A 17,418-nucleotide genomic window follows, 5' to 3' on the forward strand; every position below is an offset into this window, starting at 1 on the left:
CCTCCTCAACCGGCGTGCACGCTCGCGGGATGCACGTTCCCGGGAACCTATCACCAAGCTAACTAAGTTAGTCCAGTATGTCGACGACCTGGCGGCGAGCGGCACCCGGGTCCTCGAACAGGTGCTCCTGCGCCCGGCGCATGTGCTCCGCCCAGTGGCGCTCAGCGCCGGCGCCGTCCCGTCGCCGGACCAGCTCGACGAGCCGTTTGTACGAGCGCAGCGCCAGCCGGTTGCTCTCCTCGAGCGCCGCGCCTTGACGCGGCGTCTCGTCGTAGGCGGTCGCGATCTGCCGCGACATGATCTCGCCGAGCAGTGTCACCATGGTCGACAGCGTGCGGTTGCCCGACAGCTCCACGACCCGGTGATGGAATCGGACGGTGGCGTCCCCGAACCGCCCGTCGACGGAGGCCTCGACCTTCTCCAACTCCGCGGCCAGAGCATCGTGGTCGGCGTCGGACCCCGCCTCGGCCAGCAGCCGTGCCGCCGGTTGTTCGATCACCATCCGCGCCGCGTAGACGTCCTCGACCGTCGTGTCCTGCAGTGCGAGAAGGAGGCTGAAGATCGGCGCAGCCGCCTCAGGCCCCGGGATGCTGACCCGTGCCCCGCCGGGCGGCCCGCGGCGGACCCGCACCAGCGAATCCGCCTCCAGCAGCCGGAACGCCTCGCGCAGCGTCGGCCGCGACACCCCGAACCGTTCGATGAGCTCGGGTTCGGTCGGCAGCCAGTCGCCCTCCCGCAGTTCGCCGCGCACGATCTGCTTGCGGATCTGATCGGCGACCAGATCCGCCATCTTCTTCGGCCGTAGTTCAGGACCTCGCCGCATCAGCGCAGCGCCCATTCGCGCCTCGGCACGGCCGAACGCTCGACCTCCGCCTGCCCGATCGGGTTGCCGATCTGCGTGTAGGACAGTCCGGTCCGCAGTGCCTGCGTCCGGGTGGAGTCGAGCGACTCCCACACGGCCCGGACGGTCCCCTGCACGGCCGCCGGCGGCTTGGCGGCGATGATCCGCGCGAGCTCGGCGCCCCGGTCCCAGAGCTCCTCGCGCGTCAGGACCTCGCTGACGAGGCCGATCTCCAGTGCCCGCTTCGCGGACATGCGCTCGTCCAGGCCGAGCAGCGCGATGCGCATGACCTCCCCGACCGGGATGCGCCGGGCCAGCCCGATCGGCTCCAGAGCCGCGGTGAGCCCGTAGCTGACGTGCGGGTCGAAGAACGTGGCGTCCTCCGAACAGATCACGATGTCGGACTCGTTGATCCAGTAGAAGGCGCCGCCCGCAGCCATCCCGTGCACGCAGCAGACCACGGGCTTCCAGACGTAGTTGAGCTTCGGGGAAAGCTGGGCGCCCGGGTCCTCCTGCGTCCAGACGTTCTCGGGGCGGTGGATGCCCTGCTTGACGTCGACGCCGGTGCAGAAGGCCCGGTCTCCGGCCGCGCGCAGGACGACGACATGGACGTCGTCGTCCTCCCGGACCATCTTCCAGATCTCGGTGAACTCGTCGCACATGGCCTGGTTGAAGCTGTTCATCGCCTCCGGCCGGTTCAACGTGACCGTCGCGACGTGCTCGGCGACCTCGTACGTCACGGTTGTGAAGCCCATCCGCCCTCCAGATCTGAAGAATCTATATTCATTAGATCTATAGCGCTTCCCGTGCCGGAACGGAAGTCGAGGTCGGCCTTCGATAGGCCGTCCCTGAGAGCGCGGTGCACGGCACGGCGGCTCGAAAGATCATCAATATTGACAAGTAGTCGTCATAGTGACAATATATTGTCATGTTACCGGATGACGATCACCCACTGGCCGAACTCGTCGACGAGGTGCTGCGCTGCCACGGCAGGCTGCTCACCGCGACCGCGAACCTCGGCACGGAGGACGGGCTGACCGGCGCCCAGTTGCTCGTGCTCACCACCGTCGTCCGGGCGGAGCGTGCTCCTACCGTGCCCCAGATAGGCCGCAGCCTCGGCCATTCACGGCAGGCCGTGCAGCGGCTCGCCGACACGCTCACGGAGCGCGGGCTGATCGAGGCCGTGGACAACCCCGACCACAAGCGTGCACGCCGGCTCGTCCCGACCGATGCCGGGCGGCGCGCCTACGAGAGCAGCAACGCGCGCAGCCGCGACTGGGCCGCGCGCGTCACCCAGGACATGACCCCCGCCGAACTGACCGCGGCCACCGAGACCCTCAGGCGGCTGCGCCGGCGGCTGGAGGCTGACAACCACTGATGAGCTTCGAGGAGGCCCCGTGTGGGACTTCAGCACTGATCCCGAGTTCCAGGCCAAGCTGGACTGGATGGACACCTTCGTCCGCGAGGAGGTTGAGCCCCTCGACCTGCTGTTTCCCAGCGGCGGTGCTCCTTACGACGTGAGTGACTCGGCGGCGCGTGCGATCCTTCGTCCGCTGCAGGCACAGGTCAAGGAGCGGGGGTTGTGGGCCTGCCACCTCGGCTCCGAGTTGGGCGGCCAAGGGTACGGCCAGCTCAAGTTGGCGCTGATGAACGAGATCCTCGGACGGTCCTACTGGGCTCCGACGGTCTTCGGCACGGCGGCGCCCGACACCGGCAACGCCGAGATCCTCGCCATGTTCGGAACGGAGGAGCAGAAGGCCCGCTACCTGCATCCCCTGCTGGACGGGGAGATCGTGTCGGCGTACTCGATGACCGAGCCGCATGCGGGCGCCGACCCCAAGGAGTTCACCTGCAGGGCATACCAGGACGGTGACGGCTGGATCATCGACGGGGAGAAGTGGTTCACCTCGAACGCCCGGTACGCCGAGTTCATCATCGTCATGGCGGTGACCGACCCGTATGCGCGGCCGCACGAGCGGCTGTCGATGTTCGTCGTCCCCGCGGACACTCCCGGCATCGAGATCAAGCGCAACGTCGCGACGATGGCCGAGCGCGACGATCTGGACGAGGGAATCCATGCGTACATCCGCTACGACCATGTCCGCGTGCCAGCCGACGCACTGCTCGGAGGCCCAGGGGAGGGGTTCCGGGTGGCGCAGGCACGGCTGGGCGGCGGCCGCGTGCATCACGCGATGCGGACGGTCGGCCAGTGCCGGCGCGCGTTCGACATGATGTGCGAGCGTGCGCTGTCCCGGCGGACGCAGGGAGAGCGTCTCGCCGACAAGCAGGCCGTGCAGGCGTTCATCGCCGACTCGTGGATCGAGTTGCAGCAGTACCGGCTGCTCGTCCTCAACACGGCCTGGACCATCGACACCCAGCCGCACGGTGCCGCACGCACACAGATCGCGATGTGCAAGGTCGCGATGGCGAAGGTCTACCACGACATCGTCCAGCGGGCGCTCCACCTGCACGGCTCGCTGGGGACCACGCACGAAACGCCGCTGGCGGGCATGTGGATGAGCGTCCCGGCCCTCGCGCTCGCCGACGGCCCGACCGAGGTGCACCGGACGACGATCGCCAAGCAGATGCTGCGGCGGTACCAGCCCGCGGAGGGCCTGTTCCCGACGGAGCACATCCCGCCCAGGCTCGCCGCGGCGCGCGAGCGCTACGCCTCGATCCTGGAGGAGCACGGCGTCGAGGAGCGGGTGCGATGAGCGATCTCTTCGACCTCTGCGGCAAGGTCGCGCTGATCACGGGGGGCAGCCGCGGACTCGGCCGAGAGATGGCCCTGGCGTTCGCTCGCGCCGGTGCCGATGTCGTCGTCACAAGCAGGAAGGTGGACGCCTGCCGGGAGGTGGCCACCGAGATCGAGTCGCTCGGACGCCACGCGCTGCCGTACGCCTGCCACGTGGGACTGTGGGACGAGATCGACGCCCTCGTAGAGGCGGCGTACGCCATGTTCGGGCACATCGACATCCTGGTCAACAACGCGGGCATGTCTCCGCTTGCGCCCTCGTCGGCGGAGACCAGCGAGGACCTGTTCGACAAGGTCGTGGCCGTCAATTTCAAAGGCCCGTTCCGGCTCGGCGCCCTGGTCGGCCGGCGCATGGCCGACGGCGATGGCGGTTCGATCATCAACGTCTCCTCCTCCGGTGCGCTGATGCCGCAACCACGCTTCGGCCCCTATGCAGGCGCAAAGGCGGCCCTGAACGCCCTCACTCAGGTGCTCGCTTTGGAGTACGGGCCGTCGGTCCGGGTGAACACGATCTCGGCCGGCCCGTTCCTCACGGACATCTCCAAGGCCTGGCCGGCGGAGGCCCGCGAGCGTGCTCGCAGCGCGGCGGGCCGTCCTGGCCGGCCAGAAGAGATCGTGACAAGCGCCCTCTACCTGGCCAGCCCCGCGTCCAGCTTCACCACGGGAGCGCTGCTACGCGTGGACGGGGGCCTCTACTGATGACAGACGAGCTGGAGCTCTCACTACGAGAACGCGCGACCAAGGCGGCACAGACGTGGGCGCCTGGTGCCGAGATCACCGGACTCGCACCACTGACCGGCGGTGCGTCCAGCCTCACATTCGTGGCACATCTCCGATCGGAGGGCCGGCAGGAGGAGCGAGTGGTGCTCAAGGTCGCACCACCAGGGCTCCCGCCGCTCCGAAACCGAGACGTGCTGCGACAGGCGCGGGTCATGCGAGCCTTGCACGGACGACCCGGTGTCCGAGTCCCTCCGGTGCTGTTCGAAGACCCGGGTGAGCCACCGGACACGCCCCCCTTCCTCGCGATGGAGCTGGTACCGGGGGAGTGCGCTGAGCCGGTGCTGGAGGAAGGGCGGGACCCTGCCGGATTCGCGGCTGTGCGGTCCAGCGCGCTCGACGCCGCAGCGGTGCTCGCTGCGATTCACTCGGTCTCTCCGAGGGAGGCGGGGCTGGAGGCCGAACCGGTCGTGACGCTCGCGGACGAGATCGACCGTTGGACGCGCGCCTTCGCGACGGTCCCGCCCGATCTGCAACACGAGTACGAACGGTGTGCCCGCGCACTCCACGCGACGATCCCCGATCCTCTCGATCCCGTCATCAACCACGGCGACTACCGGCTCGGCAACACGCTGTGCCGTCGCGGCCGGGTCGAGGCGGTGATCGACTGGGAGATCTGGTCGGTCGGCGATCCACGGGTCGACCTCGCCTGGTTCACCTTCTTCACCGACGAGGCCGGGCACCCGGCGGCGCCGTCCGGTGAGCCGAGCGGCATGCCGCCGCGCACGGAACTGCTTGCCGCCTACGTCGCGGCCGGCGGCCGGCAAGTGCCCGACCTCCCCTGGTTCGAGGCGCTCACCCATTACAAGGAGGCGGGAGCGACGGCACTGCTGATCAAACGCGGACGGCGTGCAGGGGAGCTCGCTCCGACGATCGCCCGGATGGTGCCGGCGCTCCCTGGTCTGCTCACCAAGGCCGAGGCACTCCTCGGCTGAGGGGCCGGGACGAAGCGAGTGTGGGGGCATTCCTTATACTGATCCCTCCCTGTTCTGTGGAGAAAATCATGAGCCATTGCACCGTCCTTCTCACAGCCGAAATCGGCGCCGTGCGAATCCTCACACTCAACCGGCCTGGGGCCCGCAATGCGCTGAGCAATGAGCTGAACAACGCCCTGTATCGAGCTCTGGAGGAGGCGGACGGCGACGACGCGGTCAAGGCCGTGGTGGTCACCGGTGCCGATCCGGCGTTCTGCGCGGGACTCGACCTCAAGGAGGCGGGGGCCGAGGGCGCCGCGTTCTTCCAGCGGTTCCAGGACGCCAACTGCATCGTGCGGATCGGTGAGATGCGCAAGCCGGTGGTCGGCGCAGTGAACGGCGCAGCCTTCACCGGGGGTCTGGAGATCGCGCTTGGGTGCGACTTCCTCGTGGCTTCCGAGCGCGCCGTTTTCGCCGACACCCATGTCCGCGTCGGCGTGCTGCCCGGGGGCGGCCTGACCGCCCGGCTGCCCCGGGTCGTCGGTGCGGCCAATGCGCGGCGGATGTCGATGACGGGTGAAGTGGTGAACGCGGCACGCGCCGAGCGGATCGGGCTCGTGAGCGAGGTCGTGCCGCATGGCGAGCTGCTGGCGCGGGCAATGGCGTTGGCGTCCTCCGCCGCCGACGTCCCGGTCGAAGCCATGCAGGACCTCAAGCGAATGTACAGCGAGAATCGCGGACTGGTGGACGACCTCGCCGCAGAGGTGGCCATCGCCCGCGCCTATCGCGCGGATTTCGACGGGATCGAAGGCCGGCGTGCCCAGGTGCAGAGTCGGAACCGCGCACAGATCTCCCAGGAGGAGCATTGAGCGAGATCGTCGTGACCCGGCCGCGGCCGGGCGTCACCCGGGTCGCGATGAACCGGCCTGAGCGGTTGAACGCGATGACGGCCGGGATGGTCGAGGGGCTGCACGTAGCTCTGGCTGAGGCGGGTGCGGATCCGGAGTGCCGGGTGGTCGTGCTGACCGGCGCGGGCCGCGGTTTCTGCGCGGGCCTGGACCTGGGCGGGTACGGCGAGCCGGCGGGCGTGGACGGCGCGGGCGCCGTACAGCGGGGGCTGGCCACGCAGCGGCACATCGCCGGGCTGGTGCAGCGGATCCGGCGGATGCCGCAGCCGGTGGTCGCGGAGGTGAACGGCGCGGCGGCGGGCGGCGGGCTGGCGCTGGTGCTGGCGTCGGACCTGCGGATCGCCTCGACGTCGGCGGTGTTCGCGGTGTCGTTCATGCGGGTCGGGTTCTCGGCCTGCGACATCGGCACGTCGTGGATGCTGCCGCGGCTGGTCGGCGCCGGGCGGGCGCACGAGCTGATGATGACCGCCCGGCGGTTCGACGCCGAGGAGGCGCTGCGGATCGGCATGCTCGCCGACGCGGTCGCGCCCGGCGAACTGTCCGGCCGCGTGGACAGGGCGCTCGACGACCTGCTGTCGATGCCGCCGCTGTCGCTGTCGCTGACCAAGCAGGCGATGTGGCTGTCGCTGGAGATCCCGTCGTTCGACGCGGCCGTCGAGCTGGAGAACCGCCAGCAGGTCCTGACGATGATGACCGCCGACCAGACCGAGGCCATGACCGCGTACATGGAGAAGCGCGCCCCCGACTACGGCAACCGCTGACGCGCGGCGTGCCGCCTCGCCGGGCGGCACGCCGCGGGCGCTCAGCGCCAGGTGTCGTTCGCGGTGTGCGGCGAGGTGCCGGTGGTGTAGGTGCGGTTGGCGCCGCTCTCCCACGTCACGGCCCCCGCGTCGGTCTTCTTGATGTACTTGTACTCGATCGGCGTGCCGGTCGGGAGCGTCACCGTGCCGCTCCAGGTCGGGTAGCCGGCCGACGACAGCGGGACGGCCTTCGCCGGGTCCCACGACCCCAGCGCGGGCACGTTGCCGACGAGGTAGACGCTCGTGCCCCAGGTCGTCGTGGCCTGGACGTTGAACGTGTCGGAGACGGTCGAGGCCGGGGGAGTGGTGGTGTCGGTGGTGTCGTCCACGTCGATGGCGACGGCGCCGCCTGCCGGGATCGTGACGCTGGCGGTGCCACCTGACACGGTCACCGCCGTGCCGTTGCAGCCGTCCGCCTTCGCGCCACCGGTGATGACGTCGCAGTACACGCCGTCCGGCAGGCCCGTGGTGTAGGTGGCGGTGGACGCGCCGGACGAGGCGTTCAGCCCGATCCAGCCCTTCCCGCCGCGGCTGAACCCGATGACGTTCCCGGCGGTGGCCGTGAAGTTGGAGACGGTCGTGGCGGACGCGGTGGCGTTGTGCCAGCCGACCATCCCCTTGACGCTGGCCGACTGCGTGATGCACTGCCAGCCGGCCGAGCAGTTCGCGTCGGTGACGAAGCCGCTGGAATCGGCGGGCGGCGACTGCCCGGCCGCCGACCAGGTGAACCCGTCGAACACCGACGGCTTGCCGTACGGGTAGGCGAGCAGGAAGTAGTTCGCCAGCGTGTACGCGGTCCCGTTCTTGTAGCTGAGCGTGCTGCCGTTGCGTTCGGTGTCGTGGTTGGTCACCATCGCGAACGTCTGGCCGCTACCGGCGTCCAGCGACCAGGACGGGATGCCCGACAGGTTCGACAGCGTGCCGGCGGAGAACTGCGCCTTCAGCCCGTCGGCGTAGGAGAAGCCGATGACGTCGCCGTTGCCGGTGAACGCGGACGGCTTGAGCGCGTCGGTCGTCGAGTCCGGCATGACCTCCTGCGCGATGTACGGGGCCTTCCCTTCGGCCGTCGTGGCGTGCAGCGCGCCCTTGATGGCCGCGAAGTCGGCCTGCGGGATGTGCTTGGCCGCGTCGATCCGGAACCCGTCCACGCCGAGCCCGATGAGGTCGTTGAGGTATCCGGCGATCTTGCCGCGGACGTAGTCGGTCTGGGTCTTCAGGTCGGAGAGATGGTCCAGCTCGCAGTTCTGGACCTCGGCGGTGTCGTTCCAGTCGTCGATGACGCCGTCGTCGTCGTTGCAGTACCCGTCGCCGGGATGGTGGAAGTCGCCGTACCCGTACGGGACGGCCGGGTAGGCGTACCCGGACGGGTCGAACGTCGAGCCGCCGTAGGTCGTGGTGAGCGTGTTGTTCGCGCCCGCCATGTGGTTGACGACCGCGTCGGCGTAGACGCGGACGCCCGCGCCGTGGCAGGCGGTGACCATCGCGGCGAACTGCGCGCGGGTGCCGAGCCGGCTGGTCAGGGTGTAGGAGACGGGCTGGTAGACCTCCCACCAGGGGGGGGGGCTCCGTCGCCGGTGGAGGCGAGGCTGACCGACTCGGCGGGCGGCGCGACCTGGACGGCGCCGTACCCGGCCGGGCCGAGCTGGTCCGTGCACGCCTTGGCGACGGAGTTCCAGTTCCATTCCCACAGGTTCGCGGTGACGTCACTGGCGTTGAGCGCCGTCTCGGCGGCGCGGGCCGTCCCGTCCGGGGACGGGACGGCGAACGGGGCGGCGCCGCAGATCAGGAGGGTGGCGGCGGTGAGGAGGGAGCGAGCGGGACTTCGACGGTGCATGTCGGCGAACTCCTGTCACAGGGCACATGGCACGTGCCTGAGGGGGTGGGGGACGGCCGTCCGCGAGCACCGTGAGAATGCTCTCTTCTTGCAGCGCGGTCAAGAGCTTGCGCAAGATTTCATGCTTCTTGCAGAAAGCGGACCGTCACGCGCCTCCGGTCTTCGCCGTGTCCCGCGCGTTCGCGCGCTCCCGCTGCGGCACCACCGTGTACTTCGGGTCCTGCGCCGACCGCATCCCGGCGTGGAAGATCCCGAACCGGGTGCACGCCGAGCCCGCCAGCAGCGCGGCGCCGCTGAGCGCCGCCGCGATCCGGCTGCGCCCGCCGAGCAGCGCGCCGCCGGCCGCGCCCGCGACCGACAGGATCGCCGCCGCCCGCATCAGCCTGCCGCCCTTGCCCTGCTTGTACGGCTCGGCGAGCATCCCGAGCCGGCGCTCCATCAGCTTCGCGGCGGCCAGGTCGAGCCCCGCGCCGAGCACGGCGGCGCTGCGCATCGGCGCCGTCTCGGCGACCGGCGCGGCGAGCAGCGCCACCCCCGACGCGGCGGCCGTGCCCGAGCCGACGAACACCAGCGGCATCTCCCGGTAGCCCTCGTGCCAGGCCGGCACCGCCGTGTCGGCGATGAGGACGGCGGTGTAGGTGGCGACCACCGGGCCCAAAGCCGCGGCGCCGACCGTCGCGGCCCTGCCGAGCGGCTTGAACAGCCCGGTCACGTCCAGCACGGCGGCGGCGCCGGCCGCCGGCCCGTAGGCCGCCAGCACCCACGAGCCCATGCTCATCGGCGAGGTCGGCTTCATCACCCGCAGCATGTTGACGAACCGCGCGGGACGTCCGAGGTCGTGGATCAGCGCCGCCGCCGAGCCCGCGATCGCGGCCAGCGAGGAGATCTTCAGCGCGCGCGCGGCGACCGGCCGCCCGGTCAGCTCCGCGCCCGCCGCCAGCACCGACCCGGCCCCCGCCAAGCCGCCGAGGAACAGGTACGCGGCGACGTCGGCGGCCTCCCAGACCGGCGCGTTCAGGACGGGCTTGCCGTAGTACGACGTGAACTCGGCCTCGGGCACCATCGCCCGCTCGCCGCGGCGCCTCCTGCGCCCGCCCTTGCCGGTGCCCTGCCCGATGAGGGCGTCCCGGCCCTCCCGCTGCCCCTTGACGCCGTCCTTGGTGACGTCGGACGTGCTCATCGCCTGCCTCCCAGCCGGCCGTGGACGGTGAACAGCGCGGCGGCGCCCGCGGCGAGCGCCGCGGCGGCGACGCCCGCGTGCCTCCACATGGACGGCAGGTCCCGCGTGGTGACGACCGGGTCCGGCGGCAGCCCGTACACCTCCGGCTCGTCGAGCAGCAGGAAGAACGCGCCGTCGCCGCCGACGCCGTCCTCCGGGTCGTGCCCGTACAGGCGCGCGTCCTCCACGCCCATGTCGTGCAGCTGGTCGACGCGCGCGGCGGCGCGTTCGCGCAGCTCGTCGAGGGGGCCGTACTGGATGGAGTCGGTGGGGCAGGCCTTGGCGCAGGCCGGTTCGAGGCCGTCGCCGATCCGGTCGTAGCACAGCGTGCACTTCCAGACGCGGCCGTCCTCCTTGCGCTGGTCGATGACCCCGTACGGGCAGGCGGGCACGCAGTACCCGCAGCCGTTGCAGATGTCCTCCTGGACGACGACGGTCCCGAACTCGGTGCGGAACAGCGACCCGGTCGGGCACACGTCGAGGCAGGCGGCGTGCGTGCAGTGCTTGCACACGTCCGACGCCATCAGCCACCGGACGCCGGAGTCGGCGTTGCCGACCGGCTTGTCCTGCTCGATGAACGCGACGTGCCGCCAGGTGTCCGCGCCGAGCCCCTGGGTGTTGTCGTAGGACATCCCGGTGAACTCCAGGCCGTCCTCGGGGACGGAGTTCCACTCCTTGCAGGCGACCTCGCAGGCCTTGCAGCCGATGCAGACCGACGTGTCGGTGAAGAACCCCATGCGGGGCGGGGCGTCGGGATAGCCGGCGTCCTTCGCGACGTCGGGCTCGGCCCCCGCCAGCAGGTTCCGTCCGACCAGCCCGCTCATGTGGTCACCTCCAGCCCGTGGACAAGGCGGTGCGTCCCTTCCCGCGAGGCGGGCTCCTACACCTGCGCGGCGCGGGCCCGGCGGGGACGTACAGGTGCATTGACGACCTTTCGGACGGCTGGATAGCGTCGGGAGATCGTCGAGGAGGCTGCGATGGCGGTGGAACCGTCCGGCTACGCCGGTCCGCTGGACCGCACGCTCGGCCTGGTGGTGACCGAGGCGTCCGATCGCGAGGTCGTCGCCGAGATCGAGGTGACCGCCAAGCTCATGCAGGCGTACGGGATCGTGCACGGCGGCGTGTACTGCGCCATCAACGAGACGGTCTGCAGCATGGGCGCGGCGCTCACCGTCGGGCTGGAGCACCAGGTCGTCGGGGTCAGCAACCACACGCGCTTCATCCGGGCCGTCCGCGAGGGCCGGCTGACCGCCCGCGCCCGCCCCGTCGACCGGGTCGGCGACCACGTCACCTGGCAGGCCACCATCACCGACGACAAGGGCCGCGTCGCCGCCGAGGGCACGGTCAACCTGCTCCGGCTCACCCCGCAGGGCGCGCCGGAGCCCGCGACCGGACGGGCGGCCGGGTCATCGGCGGCGGGTTAGCCGGAGCCCGGTCGGCCCCGGGCCGGTCAGCCGGGGACCGGGCGGCCGGGGTCCGGGCGGCCGGGTGCCGGTCAGCCGGGTGCCGGTCAATCGGAGGTCATCGCCTTCCACTGGCGGTCGGCGACCGGCCGCCACGCATCGTGCCGCTCGTGGAACAGCGCGAACGCCTGCGAGCCGCTCCAGTCGTCCGGCAGCAGCTCGGCGGGCAGCGCCGGGTCGAGGAACGGGAACCGCCGCCATTCCTGGACGAGCCGGGCGTGCGCGGCGAACGTCCCGGGATCGTCGGCGGGACGCAGCGCGCGGACCTCGTCGAGGAAGTCCTCGTAGGCCAGCTCGATCTCGTCCAGGTTCCACGCCTGCCGCGCGACGCGCCGCGCCTCGCCGAGGTCGCCGAGCGTCCCGGTGAACAGCGTCGAGGTGTCGGCGACGCCGATCTCCGCCAGCACCTCCCGCACCTCGGGCTCGCGCTCGGGGTGCGGGCTGACCCACACGCCGGGGGACAGGTTGCCGAGGCCGTTCCAGGACAGCCGCGTCCGCAGCAGGTGCCGCAGCTTCCGGTTCGTCTCCGGGACGGTCGCGAGGACGAGCAGCCACCGCCCGTCCCACTCGCCGCCGGGGCGGCCGAAGCCGTAGATGCGCCCGGTGCCGTCGGTGAGCAGCCGCTGCCCGGCCGGGGTGAGGTGCCAGGCGGTGCGCCGGCCGTGCCGCTCGCCGGAGAGCCAGCCCTCGGTGGCGCTGCGGGCGAGCGCCTGCCGGACCGCCTTCTCCTCCACGCCGAGCAGCCCGAGCGCCTCCAGGAACGCGGCCGTCCACACCGGTTCGCCCGCCGGCAGGACGAACTCGCCGAGCACCGTCAGCAGCAGCGAGCGCGCGCTCGCCGCGCCGAGCTCGCGGCGGCGCCGGAAGCGCGGCCCCGCCGCGCCGTCGCCGTCGGTCCGGTCCATCGGCTCTTCCTCCGCGGGCGGCTGCATCCGGCCTCTCATCATTCCACATAACTATTGACTAGCGTTTTGCGAGTGTAGAACATATTTGCCACGGTTCACGGCGAAGGGGAGCCCCCGATGACCGCTGACGCGGCGACCGGCCAGGCGCGGCCGGACACGTTCAACGCCTCCGATTATCTGCTGCGGGCCGCCCGGGACCCCGGGACCGCCGGGCGGACGGCGCTCACCGGCCCCGGCGGCGACCTGACCTACGCCGGCCTCGACGCCCTCGCCGGGAACGTCGCCGCCGGGCTGGAGGCATGGGGGCTGCGGCCCGAGGAGCGGGTCGTGCTGTTCATGGCGGACGGCCCGGCCATGGCCGGCGCGGTCCTCGGCGCGATGCGGCTCGGCGCCGTCCCCGTCCCGGTGTCCACGATGCTGACGGGCGCCGAGCTCGCCGCGCTGCTGAACGACGCGCGCGCCCGCGTCCTGATCGTCAGCGACCGGTTCGCCGGGCCCGCCGGGGAGGCCCTCGCGCTCGCCCCGGGCGTCCGGCGCGTCGCGGTCGAGGGCGACGCGGTGCCGCGCGTCCCGGAAGGCGTGCGGCTCGACCCCTTCGCCGACCTGGTCGCGGAGGGCGCGGCGCAAGGCGGGGAGATCCGCGAACCGTACGCGACCTCCGACGACTCCAGCGCGCTGTGGCTCTACACGTCCGGGACGACCGGCAAGCCCAAGGGCGCGATGCACCGGCACGCCAACATCCGGCACGTCGTGGAGACCTACGGCCGGCAGGTCCTCGGCATCACCCCGGACGACCGCTGCTACTCGGTCGCCAAGCTGTTCTTCGCCTACGGCATCGGCAACTCGCTGTTCTTCCCGCTCGCCGCCGGCGCCACGACGATCCTCGACCCGGACCGGCCGACGCCCGCGTCCGTCGCCGAGCGGCTGCGCGAGCACCGGCCCACGCTGTTCTTCGCCGTCCCGACCTTCTACGCCGCGCTGCTCAACGCGGACGTCCCGGCCGACGCGTTCGCGTCGGTGCGGCTCGCGGTGTCGGCGGGCGAGCCGCTGCCCGCCGAGCTGTGCCGCCGCTTCACCGAGCGGTACGGCGTGGAGATCATCGACGGGATCGGCTCGACCGAGTGCCTGCACATCTTCCTGTCGAACCGGCCGGGGGAGGTGCGGCCCGGCACCACCGGCGTCGCCGTCCCCGGCTACGAGCTGCGGGTCGTCGACTCCGCCGGCGCCGACGTCCCGCCCGGCACGCCCGGGTCGCTGCTGGTGAAGGGCGAGTCGATCGCCACCGGCTACTGGTGCCGGACGGAGACGACCCGGCGGGTCTTCCAGGGCGAGTGGCTGCGCACCGGCGACACCTACGTGGTGGACGAGGACGGCTACTACACCTGCCTGGGCCGCACCGGCGACATGCTCAAGGCGGGCGGCATCTGGGTGTCGCCCGCCGAGGTGGAGGCCCGGCTCCTGGAGCACCCGGCGGTCGCGATGGTCGCCGTCGTCGGCCTGCCGGACGGCGACGGCCTCGACAAGCCGATCGCCTGCGTCGTCCTCGCGGACGGCGCGAAGGCCGAGCCGGAGGAGCTGATCGACTTCTGCCGGGCGGGGCTCGCCGCGTTCAAGCGGCCTCGCGAGGTGCTGATCATGGACGTGCTGCCGACCACGGCGAGCGGGAAGCTGCGCCGCTTCGCCGTCCGCGAGCTGGCCGCCGCGCTTCTCGGCCGCGACTGACCCGCACGCCGCCGGGCCACGCGGCGGCCCGGCGCGCGCCGATATGCTACAAACTCTTGACGTGATGACCGTGTTCTGTGGAGCATGGGAGCACGGACAGACTGGAGGAGCACCCCATGCACGTCGAGTTCCGGACGGATCCGGCCCGCTACCGGCACTGGAGGGTCGAGGTCGGCGGTCCGGTCGCCACGCTGACGATGGACGTCGACGAACAGGGGGGCCTCGTCCCCGGCTACGAGCTGAAGCTCAACTCCTACGACCTCGGCGTGGACATCGAGCTGTACGACGCCGTCCAGCGGCTGCGGTTCGAGCACCCCGAGGTGCGGACGGTCGTGGTGACCAGTGGCAAGGAGAAGATCTTCTGCGCGGGCGCCAACATCCGGATGCTGGCCGCGTCCGAGCACGCGTGGAAGGTGAACTTCTGCAAGTTCACCAACGAGACCCGCAACGGCATCGAGGACGCGACCGCGAACTCGGGCCAGACCTACCTCGCCGCCTGCAACGGCACCGCGTCCGGCGGCGGCTACGAGCTCGCGCTCGCCTGCGACCACATCATGCTCGTGGACGACCGGTCGTCCACCGTCTCGCTGCCCGAGCTGCCGCTGCTCGGCGTGCTGCCCGGCACCGGCGGGCTGACCCGCGTCACCGACAAGCGGCACGTCCGCCGCGACCGCGCCGACTACTTCGCCACCAAGGCCGAAGGGCTCGGCGGCAAGAAGGCCGTCGCGTGGCGGCTGGTCGACGAGGCCGTGTCCCGCACCGCGTGGGACGCGACCGTCGCGGAACGCGCCGCGGAGCTGGCCGCCCGCTCGACCCGTCCGGCCGGCGCTCAGGGCGTCGCGCTCACGCCGCTGGACAAGACCCGCACCGGCACCGAGATCACCTACCGGTACGTGACCGCGAAGCTGGACCGCGAGGCCGCCGCCGTCGAGATCACCGTCGCCGGCCCCTCCGCCGACGCGCCCGAGGACATCGCCGCCGTGCACGCGCAGGGCGCCGAGTTCTGGACGCTCGCGATGACCCGCGAGTTGGACGACCTGATCCTCGACCTGCGCACCAACGAGCCGTCCCTCGGCACCTGGATCCTCCGCACCTCCGGCGACCCGCTGAAGGTCCTCGACCACGACCGGCTGCTGCTCGACAACGCCTCCGACTGGCTCGCCAACGAGATCGTCCTGTACCTCAAGCGGACGCTGAAGCGCCTCGACGTCACCAGCCGCAGCCTCATCGCGCTGATCGAGCCCGGCAGCTGCTTCGCCGGCTCCCTCCTGGAGCTCGCGCTCGCCGCCGACCGCTCCTACCATCTGGAAGGCGTCTTCGAGGACGTCGACCCGGACGCCGAGCCCGCCACCGTCGCCGTCGACGCGATGAACCTCGGCCCCCTTCCGATGGGCAACGGCCTCACCCGCCTGGAGACCCGCTTCCTCGGCGACGACGAGGGCCTCGCCGCCGTCCGCGACGCCGCCGCGAAACCCCTCGACGCGGGCGACGCCGAGCGCCTCGGCCTGGTCACCTTCGCGCCCGACGACATCGACTGGGACGAGGAGGTCCGCATCGCCGTCGAGGAGCGCGCCGGATTCTCCCCCGACGCCCTCACCGGCCTCGAGGCCAACTACCGCTTCCCCGGCCCCGAGACCCTGGAGACCAAGATCTTCGGCCGGCTCACCGCCTGGCAGAACTGGATCTTCAACCGGCCGAACGCGTCCGGCCCGGACGGCGCGCTGCGCCGCTACGGCACCGGACGGCGCGCCGACTTCGACCGAAAGCGAGTCTGAGCATGCCCGTCTCCGCGGACTACTCCGAGAAGATCCCGAACAACGTCGACCTGCACGAGGACCGGCGCCTGCAGCGGGCCCTGGAGTCGTGGCAGCCGAACTTCCTGTCCTGGTGGGAGTCGATGGGCCCGACCCTGCCCACCCAGGACGTCTACCTGCGCACCGCCGTCAACGTCGGCCGCGAGGGCTGGGCGCACTTCGGGCACGTCGCCATGAAGGACTACCGCTGGGGCATCTTCCTCGCCGAGCGCGACGGCGACCGCCGCATCGGCTTCGGAGCGCACAAGGGCGAGCCCGCCTGGCAGAAGGTCCCCGGCGAGTACCGCGCCGAACTGCAGCGGCTCATCGTCATCCAGGGCGACACCGAACCCGCGTCCGTCGAGCAGCAGCGCAACCTCGGCGCCACCGCCCCCAGCCTGTACGACCTGCGGAACCTGTTCCAGGTGAACGTCGAAGAGGGCCGCCACCTGTGGGCGATGGTCTACCTCCTGCACGCCTTCTTCGGACGCGAAGGCCGCGAGGAGGCCGAGGAGCTGCTGCACCGCAACTCCGGCAGCGACGAGTCGCCGCGCATCCTCGGCGCCTTCAACGAGGAGACGCCCGACTGGCTCTCCTTCTTCATGTTCACCTACTTCACCGACCGGGACGGCAAGTACCAGCTCGGCACGCTGAAGGAGTCGGGCTTCGACCCGCTGTCGCGCACCTGCGAGTTCATGCTCAAGGAAGAGGCCCACCACATGATGGTGGGCACGACCGGCATCGACCGCGTCGTCGAGCGCACCGCCCAGCTCATGATCGAGCACGACACCGACGACGTCGCCGCCCTCGGCGCGATCCCCCTGGACGTCGTCCAGAAGTACCTGAACTTCCACTACTCGGTGTCGCTCGACCTGTTCGGCTCCGAGACGTCCAGCAACGTCGCCAACTACTACACCGCCGGGCTCAAGGGCCGCTGGATGGAGGGCCGCCGCAAGGACGACCACCGCCTCACCGGCGACTCCATCATGGTGGACGCCCTCGTCGACGGCGAGATCGGCCAGACCGAGGTCGCCGCCCTCGTCGGCCTGAACACCGACCTGCGCCGCGAGTACGTCTCCGACTGCCAAAGCGGCGTCAACCGCTGGAACCGCATCCTCGCCGACGCCGGCCTCCCGCAGCGCCTCTACCTCCCGAGCGTCGCGTTCAACCGCAAGGTCGGCGCGTTCGCGGGCATCGAGGCCACCCCGCAGGGCGAGCGCCTCACCGCCGCCGAATGGGAGGCCCGCAAGGACGCCTGGCTCCCCACCGAGGTCGACAAGACCCACGTCCGCTCCCTGATGCGCCCCGTCCACGAGCGCGGCAAGATCGCCTCCTGGATCGCCCCGCCCCGCAACGGCATCAACGGCAAGCCCTTCGACTACGAGTACGTTCGGCTGTGCTAGTCCAGGGGGGCGACCCCCTGGAACCCCCGTTGCGACCGTCGAGGTCGGAGGAAAGCAGCCGGGGGGAAGACGGAAGAATCAAGG

Annotated in this window: 17 protein-coding genes; 10 read left to right on the plus strand and 7 right to left on the minus strand. The window is 71.2% G+C overall.

Annotation, left to right across the window (positions count from 1 at the left end; genetic code table 11):
* Positions 1-67: 67 nt before the first annotated feature.
* Complete coding sequence (locus tag AB0C78_RS45750; RefSeq protein WP_360761091.1) at positions 68-790, minus strand: FCD domain-containing protein; 723 nt, start codon at positions 788-790, stop codon at positions 68-70.
* A 32-nt stretch (positions 791-822) separates the two neighbouring features.
* Positions 823-1,596, minus strand: a complete 774-nt coding sequence (locus AB0C78_RS45755; RefSeq protein WP_360761093.1) for an enoyl-CoA hydratase/isomerase family protein — start codon at positions 1,594-1,596, stop codon at positions 823-825.
* A gap of 173 nt (positions 1,597-1,769) precedes the next feature.
* Between AB0C78_RS45755 and AB0C78_RS45760 the strand changes: the two genes are divergently transcribed.
* From AB0C78_RS45760 to AB0C78_RS45785, 6 genes are all read left to right on the plus strand, one after another.
* The gene (locus tag AB0C78_RS45760) at positions 1,770-2,219 is read left to right on the plus strand and encodes a MarR family transcriptional regulator (RefSeq protein ID WP_360761095.1); all 450 of its coding nucleotides are present in this window, start codon (positions 1,770-1,772) and stop codon (positions 2,217-2,219) included.
* Positions 2,220-2,238: 19 nt separating this feature from the next.
* Positions 2,239-3,555, plus strand: coding sequence for an acyl-CoA dehydrogenase family protein (locus AB0C78_RS45765; protein ID WP_360761097.1), 1,317 nt, complete (start codon positions 2,239-2,241; stop codon positions 3,553-3,555).
* Complete coding sequence (locus tag AB0C78_RS45770) at positions 3,552-4,295, plus strand: SDR family oxidoreductase (protein WP_360761099.1); 744 nt, start codon at positions 3,552-3,554, stop codon at positions 4,293-4,295. Before AB0C78_RS45765 ends, AB0C78_RS45770 begins: the two co-directional genes overlap by 4 nt.
* Positions 4,295-5,308 carry a phosphotransferase family protein gene (locus AB0C78_RS45775; protein ID WP_360761101.1) on the plus strand — a complete coding sequence of 338 codons (1,014 nt, stop codon included), beginning with the start codon at positions 4,295-4,297 and terminating at the stop codon, positions 5,306-5,308. The genes AB0C78_RS45770 and AB0C78_RS45775 overlap by 1 nt, the downstream gene beginning before the upstream one ends.
* Before the next feature lie 68 nt (positions 5,309-5,376).
* Complete coding sequence (locus tag AB0C78_RS45780; RefSeq protein ID WP_360761103.1) at positions 5,377-6,156, plus strand: enoyl-CoA hydratase; 780 nt, start codon at positions 5,377-5,379, stop codon at positions 6,154-6,156.
* Entirely contained in the window at positions 6,153-6,956 is an 804-nt protein-coding gene (locus AB0C78_RS45785) for an enoyl-CoA hydratase-related protein (protein WP_360761105.1), read from the plus strand. The genes AB0C78_RS45780 and AB0C78_RS45785 overlap by 4 nt, the downstream gene beginning before the upstream one ends.
* A gap of 41 nt (positions 6,957-6,997) precedes the next feature.
* Here the strand turns inward: AB0C78_RS45785 and AB0C78_RS45790 are convergent, their stop codons facing one another.
* From AB0C78_RS45790 to AB0C78_RS45805, 4 genes are all read right to left on the minus strand, one after another.
* Positions 6,998-8,476: a carbohydrate-binding module family 20 domain-containing protein gene (locus tag AB0C78_RS45790; protein ID WP_360761106.1), complete on the minus strand. Its 1,479-nt coding sequence runs from the start codon at positions 8,474-8,476 to the stop codon at positions 6,998-7,000.
* Positions 8,477-8,511: 35 nt separating this feature from the next.
* Positions 8,512-8,829, minus strand: a complete 318-nt coding sequence (locus AB0C78_RS45795; protein WP_360761108.1) for a hypothetical protein — start codon at positions 8,827-8,829, stop codon at positions 8,512-8,514.
* A gap of 145 nt (positions 8,830-8,974) precedes the next feature.
* Entirely contained in the window at positions 8,975-10,009 is a 1,035-nt protein-coding gene (gene nrfD / locus AB0C78_RS45800; protein WP_360761110.1) for an NrfD/PsrC family molybdoenzyme membrane anchor subunit, read from the minus strand.
* Positions 10,006-10,785 carry a 4Fe-4S dicluster domain-containing protein gene (locus AB0C78_RS45805; RefSeq protein WP_360761122.1) on the minus strand — a complete coding sequence of 260 codons (780 nt, stop codon included), beginning with the start codon at positions 10,783-10,785 and terminating at the stop codon, positions 10,006-10,008. Before AB0C78_RS45805 ends, nrfD begins: the two co-directional genes overlap by 4 nt.
* A 240-nt stretch (positions 10,786-11,025) precedes the next feature.
* On the opposite strand from AB0C78_RS45805, the gene AB0C78_RS45810 reads away from it, so the two are divergent.
* The gene (locus AB0C78_RS45810; RefSeq protein ID WP_360761112.1) at positions 11,026-11,472 is read left to right on the plus strand and encodes a PaaI family thioesterase; all 447 of its coding nucleotides are present in this window, start codon (positions 11,026-11,028) and stop codon (positions 11,470-11,472) included.
* Positions 11,473-11,558: 86 nt separating this feature from the next.
* On the opposite strand, the gene AB0C78_RS45815 is transcribed toward AB0C78_RS45810, so the two are convergent.
* Positions 11,559-12,416 (minus strand): PaaX family transcriptional regulator C-terminal domain-containing protein, encoded by an 858-nt coding sequence (locus AB0C78_RS45815; protein ID WP_360761114.1) that lies wholly within the window; start codon positions 12,414-12,416, stop codon positions 11,559-11,561.
* Between the two features lie 117 nt (positions 12,417-12,533).
* On the opposite strand from AB0C78_RS45815, the gene AB0C78_RS45820 reads away from it, so the two are divergent.
* The 3 genes from AB0C78_RS45820 to boxB all read left to right on the plus strand — a co-directional run bounded on the left by AB0C78_RS45820 (position 12,534) and on the right by boxB (position 17,334).
* Positions 12,534-14,138 (plus strand): benzoate-CoA ligase family protein, encoded by a 1,605-nt coding sequence (locus AB0C78_RS45820; protein WP_360761116.1) that lies wholly within the window; start codon positions 12,534-12,536, stop codon positions 14,136-14,138.
* Between the two features lie 116 nt (positions 14,139-14,254).
* Complete coding sequence (gene boxC, locus AB0C78_RS45825) at positions 14,255-15,913, plus strand: 2,3-epoxybenzoyl-CoA dihydrolase (protein ID WP_360761118.1); 1,659 nt, start codon at positions 14,255-14,257, stop codon at positions 15,911-15,913.
* Positions 15,914-15,915: 2 nt separating this feature from the next.
* Positions 15,916-17,334, plus strand: coding sequence for a benzoyl-CoA 2,3-epoxidase subunit BoxB (gene boxB, locus AB0C78_RS45830; RefSeq protein ID WP_360761120.1), 1,419 nt, complete (start codon positions 15,916-15,918; stop codon positions 17,332-17,334).
* The last annotated feature ends 84 nt before the right edge of the window (positions 17,335-17,418 follow it).

This window comes from Actinomadura sp. NPDC048394 (assembly GCF_040651755.1).
GTDB classification, from domain to species: domain Bacteria; phylum Actinomycetota; class Actinomycetes; order Streptosporangiales; family Streptosporangiaceae; genus Spirillospora; species Spirillospora montaniterrae.